Source organism: Bacillus sp. ISO11 (genome assembly GCF_003458115.1).
Taxonomy (GTDB): domain Bacteria; phylum Bacillota; class Bacilli; order Bacillales; family Bacillaceae_G; genus Bacillus_A; species Bacillus_A cereus.
Genome location: NZ_QXCO01000004.1, coordinates 168,144 through 185,034, shown reverse-complemented (window position 1 = coordinate 185,034; position 16,891 = coordinate 168,144). Strand labels below are relative to the sequence as shown.

Below are 16,891 nucleotides of genomic sequence, written 5' to 3'. Positions count from 1 at the left end.
TCTATTTTTATTTAAAAGGAAGCCAGGGGAGGCTTCCTTTTGTAAATTACATGTATATATAAATATCCCCGTCAATAACTTCTACTTCATACGTTTGAATACAACCATCATCAGGTTTTTGAACTTCACCTGTTAGTAGTGAAATTTTCCAATCATGTAGTGGACAAAAGACGAATTCTCCAGATACAATACCTTCCGCTAATGGCCCGTTTTTATGAGGACAACGATTTTCTACAGCTCGAATATCGCCATTTGAAAGGCGGAATAGGGCGATAGACATACCTTTCATTTGTACCTCTTTACCGATTTGAATAGGAAGGTCTTCTGCACGCATAACTTTTATTTTTTCTTTCGTTTGTATCATATAGATCACAGCTCCTTATTTCACAGTTTCTACTTCATACATCGCTTTTAATGATTTCGTTTCTAATGCTTGTCCCCATGCTTCTTTATATGTGCCACGAGCTTTTTGGAAACGTTCATTTAACTTAGTGACCATATTTGCATCTTGCAGTATTTCCTTTATGTGATCGAAGCCTAATCGTTCTGTCCAGTAGGCAGTACGCTCTCCGTAAATACCAGTTTCACGATAATATTGCATGTAAGCTGTAGCGATGCGAAGGACATCATCTTCAGTAGGGACAATCATTACAAAATCAGCTTCGCGTACTTCCGTACCACCATTTCCGCCAATATAAAGTTGGTATCCATTTTCGACACAAACAACGCCAAAATCTTTCGTCAGTACTTCCGCACAGTTACGCGGACAGCCCGTTACACCCATCTTCATTTTATGAGGTGTATCTACCATTTCTAATGATTGTTCAAGCAACATACCAAGTCCTAATGAATCTTTCGTACCGAAACGGCAGAAACGAGAGCCAACACATGATTTTACATTACGAAGAGATTTTGAATACGCATATCCAGAAGCCATATTTAATTCAGCCCATACGTTAGGTAAATCTTGTTTCTTAACACCGTATAAGCCAATTCGGCTCGCACCTGTAATTTTCACAAGTGGAACATCGTACTTTTTCGCAACTTCAGCAATTTTCATTAAATCATCTGCTGTTGTAACGCCTCCGTACATACGTGGAATAACAGAGAAGGTACCATCGTGCTGGATGTTACCATTCATTCTTTCATTCACGAAACGGGATGATTTATCATCTTCATATTCTTCTGGAATCGCCATACGTAAATAGTAGTTTAAAGCAGGACGACATTTCGAACATCCATCTTCATGTACAAAACCAAGAACGTTTCGTACTTCTTTTGGAGATTTTAAACCTTTCTCATGAATGGCCGCTACGACTTCATCACGTGATAAAGGTGTACATCCGCACATACCGGTAGACTGTGCAGAAGCATCAAAAGCATCTCCAAGTGTATGAGATAAAACTTGTTCTACAAGCGGACGACATTTACCACAAGACCCTGCGGCTTTCGTACAGGCTTTAACTTCTTCAAAAGTCTTTAACTCCTGTTCTAAAATGGCTTGAACGATTGTGCCTTTCGTAACACCATTACATCCGCAAATTGTGTCATCCGCACTCATAGTAGCAACGTCAAGTTCACATTCTTCACCAGCTTTGTGAAGAATGGAAGCTGGTGTATATTCTTGTATATCTTCTTCTTTCTTTAACATGCTAAAGAGGCGGGTACCGTCAGCTGTATCACCGTATAAAACGATACCGACGACTTTATTATCACGAATTAATACTTTTTTATAGGAACGTTTACATTCATTAAAGATGGATATTGCTTTCGTTTGATCATCTTCATAAATTTGGCCAGCAGAGAATAAATCACAACCAGCAACTTTTAATTGTGTACCGACGATACTGCCCGAATATCCATCAGTTTGTAAATTTGTTATATGTTTTGCTAATATCGCACCTTGTTCATAAAGAGGAGCAACAAGTCCATATGCGATACCGTCATGCTCTGCACATTCTCCAACTGCATAAATGGACTCATCATTTGTTAGCATATAGTCATTGACTACAATACCGCGATTTACAATTAGACCAGCATCTTTTGCTATTTGCGTATTTGGGCGTATACCGACAGCCATTACGATTAAATCACAATCTACAACTTCACCATCTTCAAATTGAATGCCCTCAACATGGTCTGTACCAAGAATTTTTACAGTTTTCTTTTCCATTAAAAACTTCATGCCTTGTGCTTCTAAATCTTCACGCAGAAGAGCAGCTGCTTTCGTATCTAGTTGTTGCTCCATTAAGCTAGGCATTAAATGAACAACATGTACGTCCATTCCTAAATCAATTAGACCTCTTGCGGCTTCTAAACCGAGTAACCCGCCACCAATGACAACGGCCTTTTTCTTTTCTTTAGCGGTATCTATCATAAATTGTGTATCTTCAATAGTTCGAAATCCTGTTACACCAGAAAGTGCGGAACCTTCAACAGGTAAAATAAAAGCACTAGAACCTGTTGCGATAATGAGCTTGTCGTATGTAAGAGTACGCTTCTTTTCTGTAATAATAATTTTTTCTTCTCGGTTAATACTTTGAACTCTTTCATTCGTATACAAAGTTATTTCGTTTTCTTCATACCAACTGTATTCATTCATAATGATATCTTGCATATTTGTTTTGCCTTGTAAAACATGAGAGAGCATAATGCGGTTGTAGTTTGGATGCGGTTCATCTCCAAAAATAGTAATCTCATATGAATCACTATCATGTTTTAAGATTTCTTCCATACAGCGAATGCCAGCCATACCATTCCCGATCATAACTAAACGTTTTTTCATTTTCGTTTCCCCTTTTTATGTGAAATATTGAACAAAGGATTATATTTTTATTATAGAAAATCAAATAAGGGGGAGATGTGATGTTTATCACATTTTTATAATGATTCACAAATTGTTAAAATTCGGTTTTATGTGAAGGGGATGTGAATATTTTTCGCGAAACGAAAAAGCAGGCCATAAGTATTTACACTCATGTCCTGCACTTGATTTATGCTTTCGTAATGGCACGCGGAAATAAAATATTATTTTCTAAATGAATATGCTCAAATAAATCAGACTCTAGCGCTTCGAGGCGTTGGTAAACAAGTCGATAAGTACCGCAAGCACCTTCTGGAGGAGTAAAGTCATTTGTCACTTTACGAAGTTCTTTTATAATATTTCCAGCATGATTGTGCTCATTTTCTAGTTCATTTACTACTTTACGTAACTTAGCATAGTTTTCATTAGTTGGATTTTGTTCAAATTCTAAAATTAATGGAAAATCTTCCATTTCTTCTTTAATTAAATGCTGTTCTAATTCCATTTTAAGTTCATGAAATAGCTTATGAATTTGAGCTAAATGAGGCTGACTTGCCCCATGAACACGTAATACTTTTGTCACATATGGACTTAACTGTGGTAATTCTTCATTTAAATAGCGGTGATGCTTATTTATAACATAATCAATCAATTCACGATAAGAAGCATTTTTCCAATCAATTTTCGATTCATTTAATCGTTTCGTATTATGATAAAGCGTATTTAACTCTGTAAGCACTTCAGTAGCTGATAAATTTCTTTCATGAATTGCATCAATAAGTGGCTTATTACCGCCACAACAAAAATCTATTCTATATGATTTAAAAAGATCACTAGCTTTCGGAAATTGTGTAACAATCTCACCAACAATTGAAGTTTCAGTAAATGTATGTTCCATATGAATGCCTCCATAAAATTTTAATGTAATATCTGAATTAAGAATAGCGATAAATTAAAATCTATGTAGTGATTGAAATCACTTATTCTGTGTCGTTTTTGAGAATAATAAGAAGAATGTTATTAAAATAAGGGGGAAAGTAATAAGTGGTAATATTTTACGTTAATAAAAAAGAAGCTTAGTAAAAGCTTCTTTTTTATTACTATTTTTCACATGCAATTCCATCGCCATCCCGATCAAGATGAGAGCTATAACCTGGTTGCCCTTTATGTAAAGGAGCTTTCCCAGCTGCTCTAACTGCAGCACAATTTTTGTAGTATGCACTATCAGTATTTACCATTAGCTGGTTGTGTTTGAGCTTGCTGTGCTTTTTGTTCTTCTTGTTGTTTGCGAGCTTGTTCATCAGCCTGACGTTTTTGTTCTTCTTGTTGTTTACGAGCTTGTTCATCAGCCTGACGTTTTTGTTCTTCTTGTTGTTTACGAGCTTGTTCATCAGCCTGACGTTTTTGCTCTTCTTGTTGTTTACGAGCTTGTTCATCAGCCTGACGTTTTTGTTCTTCTTGTTGTTTACGAGCTTGTTCATCAGCCTGACGTTTTTCATCCTCTTGCTTACGAGCTTGTTCTTCGGCTAGACGCTTCTCATCTTCTTGCTTTTGAGTTTTTTCGTCCGCCTCTTTCTTTTCTAGCTCTTTTTTCTGTTCGCTATCTTTTGGCTCTTCATTATTAGAGGCAACTTTTGTACTAGTTGCTGTCGTTTTTTCAGAAGAAGGAGCTGAAATACCTAATAACGCAACAAAAATGACAAATAATACAGCTGTAATAATAAATTGTTTTTTCGCTACACCTGTTTTCTTAATAACAGATAAGATTGCTAGAACAAGGAAGAATATAAATAGAATGAAACTTAAAGTAGAAAAAAACTCGACGACGGGGTGTTCCGATTTTGGTGTACCGGCCGTTATTAATATAATAGAAATCATAAAAAGAATAACGGTAGGACGTCCATATTGTTTTGATTTTCCATTTTTCTTAAAGAATGAAATGATACATAAGATTAAAAGAATAAAAGCAATAAAAAATAAAGCTGCACCAATATTACTTAAAATCAACATTTTCATACCTCCATTTGTAAGATTCTTCTTATTGATTATATAGGAATTTATTGGATATTACACGTTTTGTATAAATTTAGAAAATTAATATTTTTAATAGACTTGTAAACATTTATTTTATATATAAGGAAAAATGGATATATTTCCTATTACTTTTTGAAAGAGATTTCATAAATTATAGTATATCGATTGAAAGGAGGAGATTTGAATGGAATTTCAATTGTTGGTAACTTGTATATTACAAGAAGGTAATGCTTACTTTTTAGTAACGAAGGTAGATGATGTTATTACGTTAAAAGTACCGATTACTGCGGGAGTAGCAGGTTTATTTTTAGCTTTAGGTGTACCAAGATGTTCTTAATTTAAATCTCTATAGTAGAAGGGGAAGGGACATGCCTTCCTTTTCTACTATTACATAATATAATTATGTAAACTTAAATATCATATTTGTGATAGCACGTTTGAAATGGACATGCATATACTATAATGTTTCATTGGATGTTAGCGGTGAAAGGTAGTTTTAATAAGTGCATCCAGTGATATTTTTAAGCTATGAAAATAAAAGAGGTGCTATTATATATGAAAAGAAAAACATTGGATATTCCAGTTACATTGCGAAGAGAGTGGTTTTTAATAGAGTTAGCTCATTTAACGAAAAAATATGGAATTGAAATTGCAACTAGTAAAATGGATGCTGCACCGTTTTTAAAAGATCAAGTTACGGAGTCAAAGATAGGGAAAGGGCTACAATACGATAAATATGATGATGAGTATATAATTGAAAATTAAAGGGTAACAACAAAATTAAATTAATTTATAACAAAATATAAAATAAAGCAGATTCTAAATATAGAATCTGCTTTATTATGAAATACTTGTAGTCAACTAGCCTCTTTCTAGTGTTTTTCCTACATATTTCTCTTGCGTTATTCCAAAAGAGTCACGAAGAATGCGAGCATAATCTTTAGATTCTATTGGTCGTTTATTTTTGGTGCCTTTAAAGGTTTCTGTATAATTTTTATTTGTTAATGATATGTGACCATAAGTAGTTAATTTACAAGTGATAGCTCCTTTATTAAAAGGAGATTCTTTATGCTCTACAATCACTTTTTGAATCTTATTCACTTTTTTCTCATCTATTGGATCTACAGTGAAAGCATAGCCTATTTTCCATTCGTTTGAAGGTTCAGACTGTAAGAAACTTGTAGATTCCCCGTTAGCTCCTTTTCTCATTTCTAAAATATGCGTACCTTTTCGAGTATTTCGCTTACGAATTCGATATTCTCCTGTTTGAGAGGAGATGACTTCTCCGTTAAAAGGGACTGGATGTAAAGGGAGATGAGATGCAAAACCTGCATCCACAACATAATCTTTATCCTCATGACTTAATATGATAATGACATGACCATCATCGGGTTTCCATTTATTATCGTAAAGGTCATAAACAGTACCGGCTACTTTGTATACTTGAAACCCACAATCAATTAAAAAATAATACAATAGGGAGTTTAATTCATAACAAAGTCCACCTCGTTTTTGAATAAGTAACTTTTCTATTAAGTTATCTTTTGAGATATTTTTAATAGTACCAGCCATGATATCAAGATTTTCATAGGGGAGAATCATTCCCATTTTCAAGAGAATTTCATCTAAATCATCAAATGTTATTTCTTTTGCAGGAATTTCTAAGCGTTTAAAAAACTCCTTTTGTAATTTGGTCATCATAAAGTATTCTCCTTTCTTTTTACAGAATTTTCTTCTGTTCACCGATAGGTTAGTACTTCTAAAAAGTTAATTCAAGTGTGCGGAAATTATCATAATATATGTTTCTGGAAATGTGATTTTCTATTCGGAAATTTCAGTTTAATTTTTAATCGTAGGAAAGTCTTATAATACAAGCTCCTTTAAAATTAGTTTGTATTTAATGAAAAGAAAGTACATATCTTTATTATATTTTTAAATAACTAACTAGTAATAAAATGTTTTTTTACTAAAATTTTTTCAAGATTTGTATGCTTTATATAAACAATAATGATTTAAAAAATATCTGGGTGTAGCGAAGGTAACAATTATTGAGAAACTTTTTTGTCGTATTCTATCAAAAGGAAGAGGTAGAAACAAAGAGAATAACGAGAGTTAAGGAAGAGGGTATACAACTAGTAACCTTCTAAAAATAGGGCTAACATCTTTTAAAAATAAAAGATTAGCTATTATTAAGGAAGGGAAAATATAAAATATTATAAAGAACACCTTCTTTCAAAAAAATAGGGGGAGTAATATGCGACTGATGAGAAGATGTGTGGCCTTACTAATTGTATTTTTTATCATGGCTCCAACGATTAGCACAAATGTACAGGCAGAAGTTATAAAAGAGCTTGGAAAGGGGTTTCCTGATACAGAAGTATTCACACCTGGAGAATGGTTTTTAGGCCAAAAACCTGCTAATTATGATGAGAATAAACCGCCAATTCTCTTTGTACAAGGAAGAAATGGTAATGCTGATAGTTGGTATGGAAAGACAGTATATCATGATATAAATGATATGTATGATTATGCTTTAAAAGCAGGCTATCAAACAGTGTTTATACAATTGTATGATGCTGCAGGGAAAGGTTCGGCTAGTCAGTGGGATAACGGAAAGTTGTTAGCACAAAAACTTGAAGAAATATATAATCATTTCGGTAAAAAAGTTAATATTGTAGCGCATAGTAAAGGTGGTATTGATACACAAGCCGCATTAGTTGAATATGGTGCGAATCGATTTGTTGGAAATGTTATTACACTTGCTACACCGCATCACGGCTCAAATTTAGCAGATTTGTCATATAGTTGGTGGGCAGGGTGGCTTGCTTCTATATTAGGTCAAAAAGATGATGGTACGTATTCGTTACAAATAGGTGAAATGGCAAAGTTTCGTTCAATAATAGATAACAACCCAGCAGCTAAATTAAACCGTTACTATACGGCTACTGGAACTAGCTGGGGGCCAACATTTTCTGCATTATCTATGGGCGGGTTATATTTATCATCGTACGGTTCAAATGATGGACTAGTAAATGAATGGAGTGCGAAGCTATCGTACGGTACACATTTATTTACAGATTCCAGATTTGATCATGACAATATAAGAAAAGGATCAGCTGTTTTTGCACGAATTGAACCATATTTACGTACGACAAATGTGGGATTACCAGCTTTAGTAGCATCCAGCACTAGTTCAAATGGAGATCTAGAACAATTAAATACAACTTCAAATCAAAATATTTTAGGAGGCGAATTACCACAAAATCAGTGGATAGAGCAAAGTATTTCTGTTGATAAAAAGGCTGAAGGAATAGTTTCTGTACTAACTGCTTCTTCTGATGTAGAAGTACAAATGGTATCTCCAAAAGGAAAAATCTATGCAAATAAAGATAGCGCTATAACTACTGGTGAAGGCGAATCTTTTTTTAATGGGGCGACAATTAGAACGTTTAAGTTTGATAAATTAGAAGTAGGCGAATGGAAAATCAAAATGATGGCGAAGCAGTCGAAAGATGCATATTTAGTTGTAAGCGATTACAAGGATGACGCACCATTTGTTCTTCGAATGCCTACAAAAGTTAAAATAAATAAACCTGAGTATAAACTGAAAAAATCACCTGTAGCACCTGAAATGAAAGGGGATCTTTCCATAACAGTAAGAGTCGTTAATAAAGAAGGTAAGTTAGTCTCTGAATTTAATGAATTACAAAATGTTAATACGAATACATTTACAGGTGCTTTGAAAGATATAAAACAACCGGGAGTATATAACGTTACGATGGATATAAAAGGGATGAATAAAGAAGGAAAACCATATAATCGTACGATTGTTAAGTCGGTTTATGTAGAGAAATAAGGAAGAATAAATAAGTATAATAAAAAAGTGCAGAAATCTTGTGTTAGAAAGAATTCTGCACTTTTTTATGTGGGGAGAGATAATAAAAGTTGAAAAAACTGTTATTCGATAAAAAAAGATGCTGAAATAGCATCTGAATGTGAAGAAATAATTTTAACTTAGTTTTGTAACTGTTAATTCAACTGAATTTATACCATTGTCACAAGTTACAATACTTTGACGATTAAAACCACTATTATTTCTAAGTTGAAGAGTTGAATTAGCAGGCACTGTAACAATCGTTTCGCCAACGAGTTGAAGACATTCGTTATTTGATGAAGTATTCATTTGAATAGCGAAGTCACCTTGACTATTAGCAAGTGGATTGTTATTTAAAAATATAGTTATGACTGGGATATGTGGAAATACAGGATTTAAAGTAGTATTAATACTGGAAATGAACGAAACTCTATAATCACCAGCTTGTCTAAAGTGTATAGTAGTAGGATTTAGTAAGGAAACACCTCCTGCTAAAGGTCCAACGTGATTAAATGGAAAAGGATCTCCAAAAGGAACAGTTATAAATTCAGTTTGCCAAAAAGTTCCGTATGCAGGACAGCTTCGTTTATGTGAATGGTCACATGAACATTTTTTATTTGAACTGGAAGAAGATTTGCATGAGCATTTTTTATACGAGTTTGAAGAATGATAGTATGAACCCAAAATATTACCTCCTATTCTTAATAAATTTAAACCACATAGTAGTTTATGAAGATGAATCACAATTGGCGTGTATGCTTGTACTATAAAAGGAGATAGATTTGGAATATAAAGTGGTCAAATGATGAAGTGTAGTATTTGGGTATTACCTGTAACACCTTTTGAAGATGATAAGGTTTATAATTTGATAGAAAAATAAATGGAATTTCTAAATAGATTGAAGTAACGAGGAAACGTTTATCCCGCTATTTTCCGAGCAGTAAGACTCCCATCTCAAAATTCAGCGAAAGCAAAGAAGTTAGGTGGGGGATGAATTAAACCCCCACTCATTAAAATTTCACTTTACTATATTTATTTAGTCTGACAAAACAGAAATATTACCTTTAGCTGTATGGATGTTATCATTTGGTGAAGTTATAATATTTATCTATATTTATATTAGGTTATTCAGTTTATTTTTTATTTGCGTAGCTGAGCAGGAAAAAGTCAGAAAATATAGAATAATATACATATGAAGCATCGTTTGTTTTTGGTGTGAATAGTAATTAAAGATACGCTAAAATATTTAAAATTGTAACGAAAGAGAGATTAAATAATAGAGGGAGCAACTTACATGGAAAATATATTAAAGGTATCTTCAAAATCAAGCCCAAATTCAGTCGCAGGTGCAATAGCAGGAGTACTAAGAACAAGTGGTAATGTGGAAATTCAAGCGATTGGGGCTGGAGCTATAAATCAAGCGATTAAAGCAATTGCGATTGCAAGAGGGTTCGTCGCTCCAAGTGGTATTGACTTAGCTTTTGTTCCAGCGTTTCAAGAGATTTCTATCAATAATGAAGAAAGAACAGCGATTAAATTAATTGTAGGCCCTAGAAAGAAAAGGTCTTAGTAGAAGAGAGCGTTACTATAAGGGCAAAAGGCCAATAGACTTCCCAGGTTAGATACGCTATTTTATGTAACCGATCCTTGGGTGTGGACACGGCATTATACCGGACTCATGTCTGTTAATTTCTCCTTAAATTTAGCGCGTGTTCTAGATACTTAAAAATGCCAAATCCTTTGTGATATAAGGGATTTGGCATTTTTGATGTTTTTAAAAATAAACAACCTTAAAACTGCTCATTTAGAAGATTTAGTTTTAGTAGCGGCCATTGAACGTTTTTATGATAGTTTACCTGATAAATGGAGAGAAATAGTAGCAGACAATATTGATTGTGCTAGTTATGTAGATGGGAAATATGAAGCGCACGTTTTAATGGAAAATGGTATGGAAATAAAAATAGAAATCTTTTATGTGGAAGAAGACAAAGATGAAGAATGGATATATAAAGCTTATAAAGTTTTATTATAGAAATTTCATTTTCATACAAAGGGGAATTGATATGAATTTTGTAAACTTTGAAACACAAGAGCAATTTAAACAGTTACAAAAAAATAATGTTGTAATTGTGAAATGGAAAAAAAACGTAAGGCAGTACAAGGAATTAGGAGAAATCACAAATCATAATTCTTACACAATTAATCGTATAAATGAATTGATTTTGAAAATAGTTTAGATGTTGTTGGAAATATAGTTAGTATATGTCCGAACTGTCATAGGTTGATTCATTATGGAAGAGACAAAGATAAGAAAAAAGTTTTAGAACTTCTCTTTGAACAAAGAAAAGATTCTTTGAAGAAGTTCGGTATTGAGGTATTTCTCAAAGAGCTATTTGGATACTATGGAATTCTAAAATAAGAATATTCATAGCTATAGTGAAGGTAGAATGTTTCATACTTAAACATAGCTATTATTGTGATGGAAATTTAAATTTCGTCTTTTGAAAGTATCAATAATTTGTATTATTTTTATAGGGTTATATATTTTTCTTTTGCTCTGCTGTATAGCAGAGCTCTTTTTTTTGTCGTACAAAAGCCACCTATATATGTGAAGTGCACCCCAATTGTTAGGCTGTGTCTAACAATTGGGGTGCACTTCAGTCCTGTCGGGCGGCTTCTTTTAATTTATATTCACCAATTCATCAAACTTAAACTTAGTATTCAAACCAAAGGCATCTGTACAATATATAGTTTTCGTCATCGGTTCAATATGTAATACATTTATGTACATGTCTTGCACCATTCCATCACGATAGTATGAGATATGTATTTCTTCTTCCTCGTGAAAAGATTGCATTAACGCTCTTTCTATTCGTTCCATAGTATCTTGTGTTAAAAAAGGTTTAGGTACTTTATATTGTTCCTCAAACATTCTATGTATTTCCTCGTATTGCTCCGGTATTGAAGCAAACGGATTCCATTTCACCATACCTCTTCCACGTACTACAGGAAAGCTGTTATATTCCATGATGTAATACCTCACTTTTGTTTTTTTAACTCCGCTACAAACATGTGTTCTTTTTTAAGGTTTGAAAAGGGACCATTTTGTTAACATGAATATTCAAAAATAATTTTTTCAAGTTAGAATATTCAAAAACTTATTCATGCAAACAAGCATGTCATGATAACATTTAACAAAAGGGGGTAGAAGTAGATGAGTGTTGACATTATTTCTAAAGAAGAAATCACAAAATTATTAAACGAATGGTATCAAGCTATGATTTCACAACGTGTATTACAGTCTCAGAAAATAAAAGAAGATATTGCAAATAAAATCAATAATATTAAGGAAGACCAAACAATATTAGTCTACTACGCTTTATTGAATGCACGGTATAAACTGCTAATTCGGGATATGGATAGTACAAAAGATATTCTGGACAAAATCGAGCCTTTACCAGAGTCTACAGAAACATTTTTAGAGTACTATCATCATTTATTTAAAGCAATTTACGCTATTAATAAAGCAAACCATAGTGAAGCAAGAATGCAATTTGAAAAAGCTGAAACGTTTTTAGAGTACATGCATGATGAAATTGAAAAAGCTGAATTTAATTATTGGCTTGCAGTCCATTACTATCACGTATTAAAACCAATCCTAGCAGTTCAATTTGCTACAAAGGCGAATGAAGTATTTTCAATTAGTCCAGGGTATGAATTAAAAACTGCAGCATGCTTAAATACTTTAGGAATGGCACACATTCGACTAAATGAATTCGAAAGTGCAGAGGAATATTTACTTTCAGCACTAGGTACCTTCCAAAAATCTAATGATGAACTTCTTATTAAACGAGTTAAGCATAATTTAGGACTTTTATACGCAAGTCAAAACATGCCAGAGTTAGCAATTAAACACTTAGAGGATTCATTAGAAAATAACGCTAAAACTATGTTTCTTTTAGCAAGAGAACATTTTAAGTTAGGTTATAGTCATATCGCTAATGAATATATTGAGAATGGCTATAAGATTAGCGACTTATGTTATCGTCATCATTTCCGAATTTTAAAAGCAGTACATAACTATGTACCGCAAGAAGAATTAGAAAATGTGGTTATAGAAGGTATTTCGTATTTTGAAAAAGAAGAATTATATGATTGGGTAAAAGAATATGCTTCTCTTTTAGGTGAAAGATTCTATGGTTCAGAAAATCACAGAAAAGCAAGCAAGTATTTGCACATCGCTTTAGATGCAGACAAAAAGAGCATAGAAAGAAGGGCGCTAAAATGAAAAAAGCAATCTTATTAATGATGATGTTATCCGCTGTTTTTACTTTTGGTCTTACTAATGTAAAAGACATACCACAAAACGAAGCAATTGAAGTGTTTATGGATCACGGAGAACATATTTAAAACCTAAGGAAGAGGGCGCTTATAGTGTCCTCTTTTTAATATCTATTATTTATATGATGAGGTTGCAGGTACGTCTTTTGGTTATTGTTTGATAAACGTAAGATGTTTCTAAAAATGTGTATACAAAGGTGTAATTTTGTACTGTATATGTTCACGTACTATATAAAAAAGTATGAAAATCTATAAAAATAATTATTTCAATAAAATTTGTTTTAGATATTAAAAAGTGCCAAAACCCTTGTGGTATAAGGGGGTTGGCACTTTTGTGTTTTTATATTTTATCAAATAAACAACCCTAAAACTGCTCATTCTTCTCCCAAGATTCAACGATATAATGTGCAATCGTCGGATTGAAGCCTTTACCAACTAAAAACATAATCGCAGCAACTTCTGTTAATGCGTGTTCATGTGATGTATGTTTTGCTTCATTTAAACCGTAATCTACCCATGGTTTTACGAAATCTAGTACGGGTTTCTTGAAAGGTAAAAACTGTGTACCGACAACTTGTTGAATTTGTTGTTGTGTTGGTTCAGTAATTGGTCCAGGTGGTAAGATTTGTGGTTGTGTAATGTCTAGTGTTGGTCCAGGTGGTAAGATTTGTGGTTGAGTTGGATCTATTGTTGGTGGTTTAGGTGGTGAGACACGTGCGTCGTAGTTTGGTTGATACATTTGTTGTTGGTATTGCGGTTGTTGTGGTTGAGTTGTGTATGGATTTTGAGGATATTGTTGTTCTTGGTTTTGTGGTGCTACATATGGATTTTGAGGATATTGTTGTTCTTGGTTTTGTGGTGCTGCATATGGATTTTGTTGATATTGTTGTTCTTGGTTTTGTGGTATTACATATGGATTTTGAGGATATCGCTGTTCTTGATTTTGTAGTGCTGCATATGGATTTTGAGGATATTCATAATTTGGACGTGTGTCATATGGATTTTGTTGAAATTCAGTTTCTTGGTTTTGCGTTGTTGCATATGGGTTTTCTTCATATTGTGGCTCTTGCTGTTGTAACTCTTGTTCTTCGTATTGTTCTGTGTATCTCTGTTCTTGTTGTTGAGGATACAATGGTTGCCTTGGATAAGGCGGTTGATTATTATAGAACATGTTTATTCCTCCTTCATGATGATGCCTACCACCTAGTGTATGGGCGGACAAGAAAATATGTGATGAAAAAATGCGGGCGTGTTACAATAAGTAACTGGGTGAAGATAAAATGACAAAACAAGAAAAAATTCAAAAAACAATTACTTTTGTAAAACATATTTTAGAAAAAGATGCGAGTGGGCATGATTGGTATCATATTGAACGTGTACATAAAATGGCGATTTCTTTATCTGAGCAAGAAGGTGGAAATCGTTTTATAATTGAAATGGCAGCATTACTTCACGATGTGGCAGATGAAAAGCTAAATGAAAGTGAAGAAGCAGGAATGAAAAAAGTTTCTGATTGGTTAGAAGAGCTACGGGTTGAAGAAGAGGAAAGTAAACATATTCTTCATATCATCGCCAATATGTCTTATAAAGGTGGCCATGGCGGCACAGTAGAGTCACTTGAAGGGAAAATTGTTCAAGATGCGGATCGTTTAGATGCTCTTGGTGCAATAGGAATTGCTCGTACATTTGCATATGGTGGGGCGAAAGGGAGATTAATGTATGACCCAACTATTCCGCCGCGTGAAGAAATGACGAAAGAAGAATATAGAAAAAATAATGATCCATCTTTAAATCATTTTTATGAAAAACTTTTGAAATTAAAAGATTTAATGAATACGAATGCAGCAAAACAAGAGGCTGAAATTCGTCATCGTTATATGGAACAGTTTATTGAACAATTTATGAAAGAGTGGAATGCACAAATATGAAAATGTTAACTGTGGAGAACTTATCAAAATCATATGGGGAAAAGCCGTTATTTGATGGATTATCATGTAGTATTACAGAAGGACAACGTGTCGGAATTATTGGTGTAAACGGAACTGGTAAATCGACATTATTAAAAATTATTGCAGGATTAGAAACTCCTGATACAGGTGATATGACGCATTCACGTGGGTATACAATTAGTTATTTATCACAGCAACCAGAGTTTGATGAAAAACTGACAGTATTAGAGCAAGTGTTCCATGGTGATACACCTTTAATTCGTCTTCTTCGTGATTATGAAAAAGCACTATTAAATATTGAAAAAGATCCAAGTAATGAAAAAGTACAGGAACAATTATTTGCAGTGCAGCAACGTATGGATGCAATGAGTGCATGGGAAGCAAATGCAAATGCGAAATCTCTTTTAACGAAATTAGGAATTACGGACTTCACTGCAATTGTTGGGAACTTATCTGGTGGACAGAAAAAACGTATCGCAATGGCACAATGTTTTATTGAAACACCTGATTTATTAATTTTAGACGAGCCTACGAACCATCTTGACCATGAGACAGTTGAATGGTTAGAAGAATATTTAGCGAGATATACAGGTTCGGTATTACTTGTAACCCATGATCGTTATTTCTTAGATCGTGTGACGAATCGTATTTTTGAATTAGATAATGGTAAATTATATAGCTACGAAGGAAACTATAGTACATTTTTAGAAGCGAAAGCACTTCGTGAAGAGCAAGAATTGGCACAAGAATCGAAACGCCAAAATTTATATCGTCGTGAACTTGCTTGGATTCGTCGTGGTGCAAAAGCCCGTTCTACGAAACAAAAGGCGCGTATTCAGCGTTTTGATGAGCTAAAGGCACAAGAAGGACCAGCTGCAAAACAGTCAGTTGATATTGCACTAAGCGGAAGTCGTCTAGGAAAGAAAGTACTTGAGTTAAAAGATGTAACGAAAAAATTTGGCGATAAGACGGTATTACATAATTTTAATCATATTGTGAAACCGGGTGATCGTATCGGAATTATTGGGGCGAATGGAAGCGGGAAATCTTCCCTATTAAATATGCTTGCAGGTAAGTTATCTCCTGATAGTGGTGAAGTGGAAGTAGGACAAACTGTAAAAGTTGCTTATTATACGCAAGAAAATGAAGAGATGAATTTAAATCAGCGTATGATTGAATACATTAAAGAGATTGCAGAAGTTATTCATACGACAGATGGAAAAGTAATTGGTGCATCTCAAATGTTAGAACGTTTCTTATTCCCGACGCATTCACATGGTACACCACTTGGTAAACTATCTGGTGGTGAAAGAAGACGTTTATATTTATTACGTATTTTAATGGGAGAACCAAACGTACTTTTACTTGATGAACCTACGAATGATCTAGATACACAAACATTAACAGTACTAGAAGATTATTTAGAGGATTTCCCAGGTGTCGTTTTAACTGTATCGCATGACCGTTACTTCTTAGATAAAGTAGTAGATGAACTGTTCATCTTTACTGGCGGAGGCGAAGTGCGTGAGTTTCTAGGTAGTTATACAGATTATTTAGAAATGGAAAAAACGAGAGAACTTATGGAGAAAGCGGAAGTTCAAAAAGAGAAAAAAGTAGTAGAAGAAGCTCCAAAACAACAACGTAAACGTAAACTTTCATACAATGAGCAGCGTGAATGGGAAACGATTGAAGATACAATTGCCGAACTTGAAGAAAAAATTGAGTCAATTGGAGAAGAACTTGCGAAAGTTGGATCTGACTTCACAAAGGCACAAGAATTATCTGAAGCACAGCAGAAAACAGAAGAAGAGCTAGAAAAAAAGATGGAAAGATGGAGTGAACTATCAGACATCGTTGAAGGATTAAAATAAAAACAAGCTGCATATATTG

Annotated in this window: 17 protein-coding genes and 2 pseudogenes; 11 read left to right on the top strand and 8 right to left on the bottom strand. The window is 33.7% G+C overall.

The annotated features are described in order from the left end of the window. Positions 1 to 46 precede the first annotated feature (46 nt). From nirD to D1166_RS06095, 4 genes and pseudogenes are all read right to left on the bottom strand, one after another. On the bottom strand, positions 47 to 364 hold the full coding sequence (gene nirD / locus D1166_RS06110) for a nitrite reductase small subunit NirD (protein ID WP_000616692.1): 318 nt from the start codon (positions 362 to 364) through the stop codon (positions 47 to 49). A gap of 15 nt (positions 365 to 379) precedes the next feature. After that, the gene (gene nirB / locus D1166_RS06105; protein ID WP_097856351.1) at positions 380 to 2,785 is read right to left on the bottom strand and encodes an NADPH-nitrite reductase large subunit; all 2,406 of its coding nucleotides are present in this window, start codon (positions 2,783 to 2,785) and stop codon (positions 380 to 382) included. Positions 2,786 to 2,993: 208 nt separating this feature from the next. Beyond that, entirely contained in the window at positions 2,994 to 3,701 is a 708-nt protein-coding gene (gene ric / locus D1166_RS06100; protein WP_097856352.1) for an iron-sulfur cluster repair di-iron protein, read from the bottom strand. A 202-nt stretch (positions 3,702 to 3,903) separates the two neighbouring features. Continuing rightward, positions 3,904 to 4,813: pseudogene (locus D1166_RS06095) on the bottom strand (excalibur calcium-binding domain-containing protein). Between the two features lie 208 nt (positions 4,814 to 5,021). Between D1166_RS06095 and exsG the strand changes: the two are divergent. Both exsG and D1166_RS06085 read left to right on the top strand, forming a co-directional pair. Continuing rightward, entirely contained in the window at positions 5,022 to 5,174 is a 153-nt protein-coding gene (gene exsG, locus D1166_RS06090) for an exosporium protein ExsG (RefSeq protein ID WP_000395679.1), read from the top strand. 218 nt (positions 5,175 to 5,392) lie between these two features. Beyond that, complete coding sequence (locus D1166_RS06085; protein WP_000824205.1) at positions 5,393 to 5,602, top strand: hypothetical protein; 210 nt, start codon at positions 5,393 to 5,395, stop codon at positions 5,600 to 5,602. Positions 5,603 to 5,698: 96 nt separating this feature from the next. Here D1166_RS06085 and D1166_RS06080 read toward each other — a convergent pair whose 3' ends face one another. Beyond that, positions 5,699 to 6,538 carry an arylamine N-acetyltransferase family protein gene (locus tag D1166_RS06080; RefSeq protein ID WP_000988427.1) on the bottom strand — a complete coding sequence of 280 codons (840 nt, stop codon included), beginning with the start codon at positions 6,536 to 6,538 and terminating at the stop codon, positions 5,699 to 5,701. 553 nt (positions 6,539 to 7,091) lie between these two features. On the opposite strand from D1166_RS06080, the gene D1166_RS06075 reads away from it, so the two are divergent. After that, complete coding sequence (locus D1166_RS06075) at positions 7,092 to 8,693, top strand: esterase/lipase family protein (protein WP_097856353.1); 1,602 nt, start codon at positions 7,092 to 7,094, stop codon at positions 8,691 to 8,693. A 153-nt stretch (positions 8,694 to 8,846) separates the two neighbouring features. Here D1166_RS06075 and D1166_RS06070 read toward each other — a convergent pair whose 3' ends face one another. Continuing rightward, positions 8,847 to 9,395, bottom strand: a complete 549-nt coding sequence (locus D1166_RS06070; RefSeq protein ID WP_000536153.1) for a hypothetical protein — start codon at positions 9,393 to 9,395, stop codon at positions 8,847 to 8,849. A 610-nt stretch (positions 9,396 to 10,005) separates the two neighbouring features. On the opposite strand from D1166_RS06070, the gene D1166_RS06065 reads away from it, so the two are divergent. From D1166_RS06065 to D1166_RS32130, 4 genes and pseudogenes are all read left to right on the top strand, one after another. Beyond that, positions 10,006 to 10,281, top strand: a complete 276-nt coding sequence (locus D1166_RS06065) for a stage V sporulation protein S (protein WP_000427801.1) — start codon at positions 10,006 to 10,008, stop codon at positions 10,279 to 10,281. Between the two features lie 198 nt (positions 10,282 to 10,479). Beyond that, complete coding sequence (locus D1166_RS06060; protein WP_000478848.1) at positions 10,480 to 10,743, top strand: hypothetical protein; 264 nt, start codon at positions 10,480 to 10,482, stop codon at positions 10,741 to 10,743. Positions 10,744 to 10,774: 31 nt separating this feature from the next. Continuing rightward, a complete protein-coding gene (locus tag D1166_RS31180) occupies positions 10,775 to 10,948 on the top strand; it encodes a hypothetical protein (protein ID WP_165851657.1) in 174 nt (57 codons plus the stop codon). Next, positions 10,930 to 11,130: pseudogene (locus D1166_RS32130) on the top strand (HNH endonuclease); the annotation flags it as partial. The gene D1166_RS31180 and the pseudogene D1166_RS32130, both read left to right, overlap by 19 nt. 261 nt (positions 11,131 to 11,391) lie before the next feature. Here D1166_RS32130 and D1166_RS06050 read toward each other — a convergent pair. Further along, complete coding sequence (locus D1166_RS06050) at positions 11,392 to 11,739, bottom strand: YolD-like family protein (RefSeq protein WP_000456233.1); 348 nt, start codon at positions 11,737 to 11,739, stop codon at positions 11,392 to 11,394. A gap of 186 nt (positions 11,740 to 11,925) precedes the next feature. Between D1166_RS06050 and D1166_RS06045 the strand changes: the two genes are divergently transcribed. Together D1166_RS06045 and D1166_RS06040 are read left to right on the top strand one after the other, a co-directional pair. Then, positions 11,926 to 12,999 carry a response regulator aspartate phosphatase gene (locus D1166_RS06045; RefSeq protein ID WP_000109862.1) on the top strand — a complete coding sequence of 358 codons (1,074 nt, stop codon included), beginning with the start codon at positions 11,926 to 11,928 and terminating at the stop codon, positions 12,997 to 12,999. After that, positions 12,996 to 13,121, top strand: a complete 126-nt coding sequence (locus D1166_RS06040) for a hypothetical protein (protein WP_000709202.1) — start codon at positions 12,996 to 12,998, stop codon at positions 13,119 to 13,121. Before D1166_RS06045 ends, D1166_RS06040 begins: the two co-directional genes overlap by 4 nt. Positions 13,122 to 13,416: 295 nt before the next feature. On the opposite strand, the gene D1166_RS06035 is transcribed toward D1166_RS06040, so the two are convergent. After that, positions 13,417 to 14,223, bottom strand: a complete 807-nt coding sequence (locus tag D1166_RS06035; RefSeq protein ID WP_097855896.1) for a hypothetical protein — start codon at positions 14,221 to 14,223, stop codon at positions 13,417 to 13,419. A 109-nt stretch (positions 14,224 to 14,332) separates the two neighbouring features. Between D1166_RS06035 and D1166_RS06030 the strand changes: the two genes are divergently transcribed. After that, complete coding sequence (locus D1166_RS06030) at positions 14,333 to 14,980, top strand: HD domain-containing protein (protein ID WP_000165966.1); 648 nt, start codon at positions 14,333 to 14,335, stop codon at positions 14,978 to 14,980. Continuing rightward, on the top strand, positions 14,977 to 16,872 hold the full coding sequence (locus tag D1166_RS06025) for an ABC-F family ATP-binding cassette domain-containing protein (protein WP_000783169.1): 1,896 nt from the start codon (positions 14,977 to 14,979) through the stop codon (positions 16,870 to 16,872). The genes D1166_RS06030 and D1166_RS06025 overlap by 4 nt, the downstream gene beginning before the upstream one ends. Positions 16,873 to 16,891: the final 19 nt, after the last annotated feature.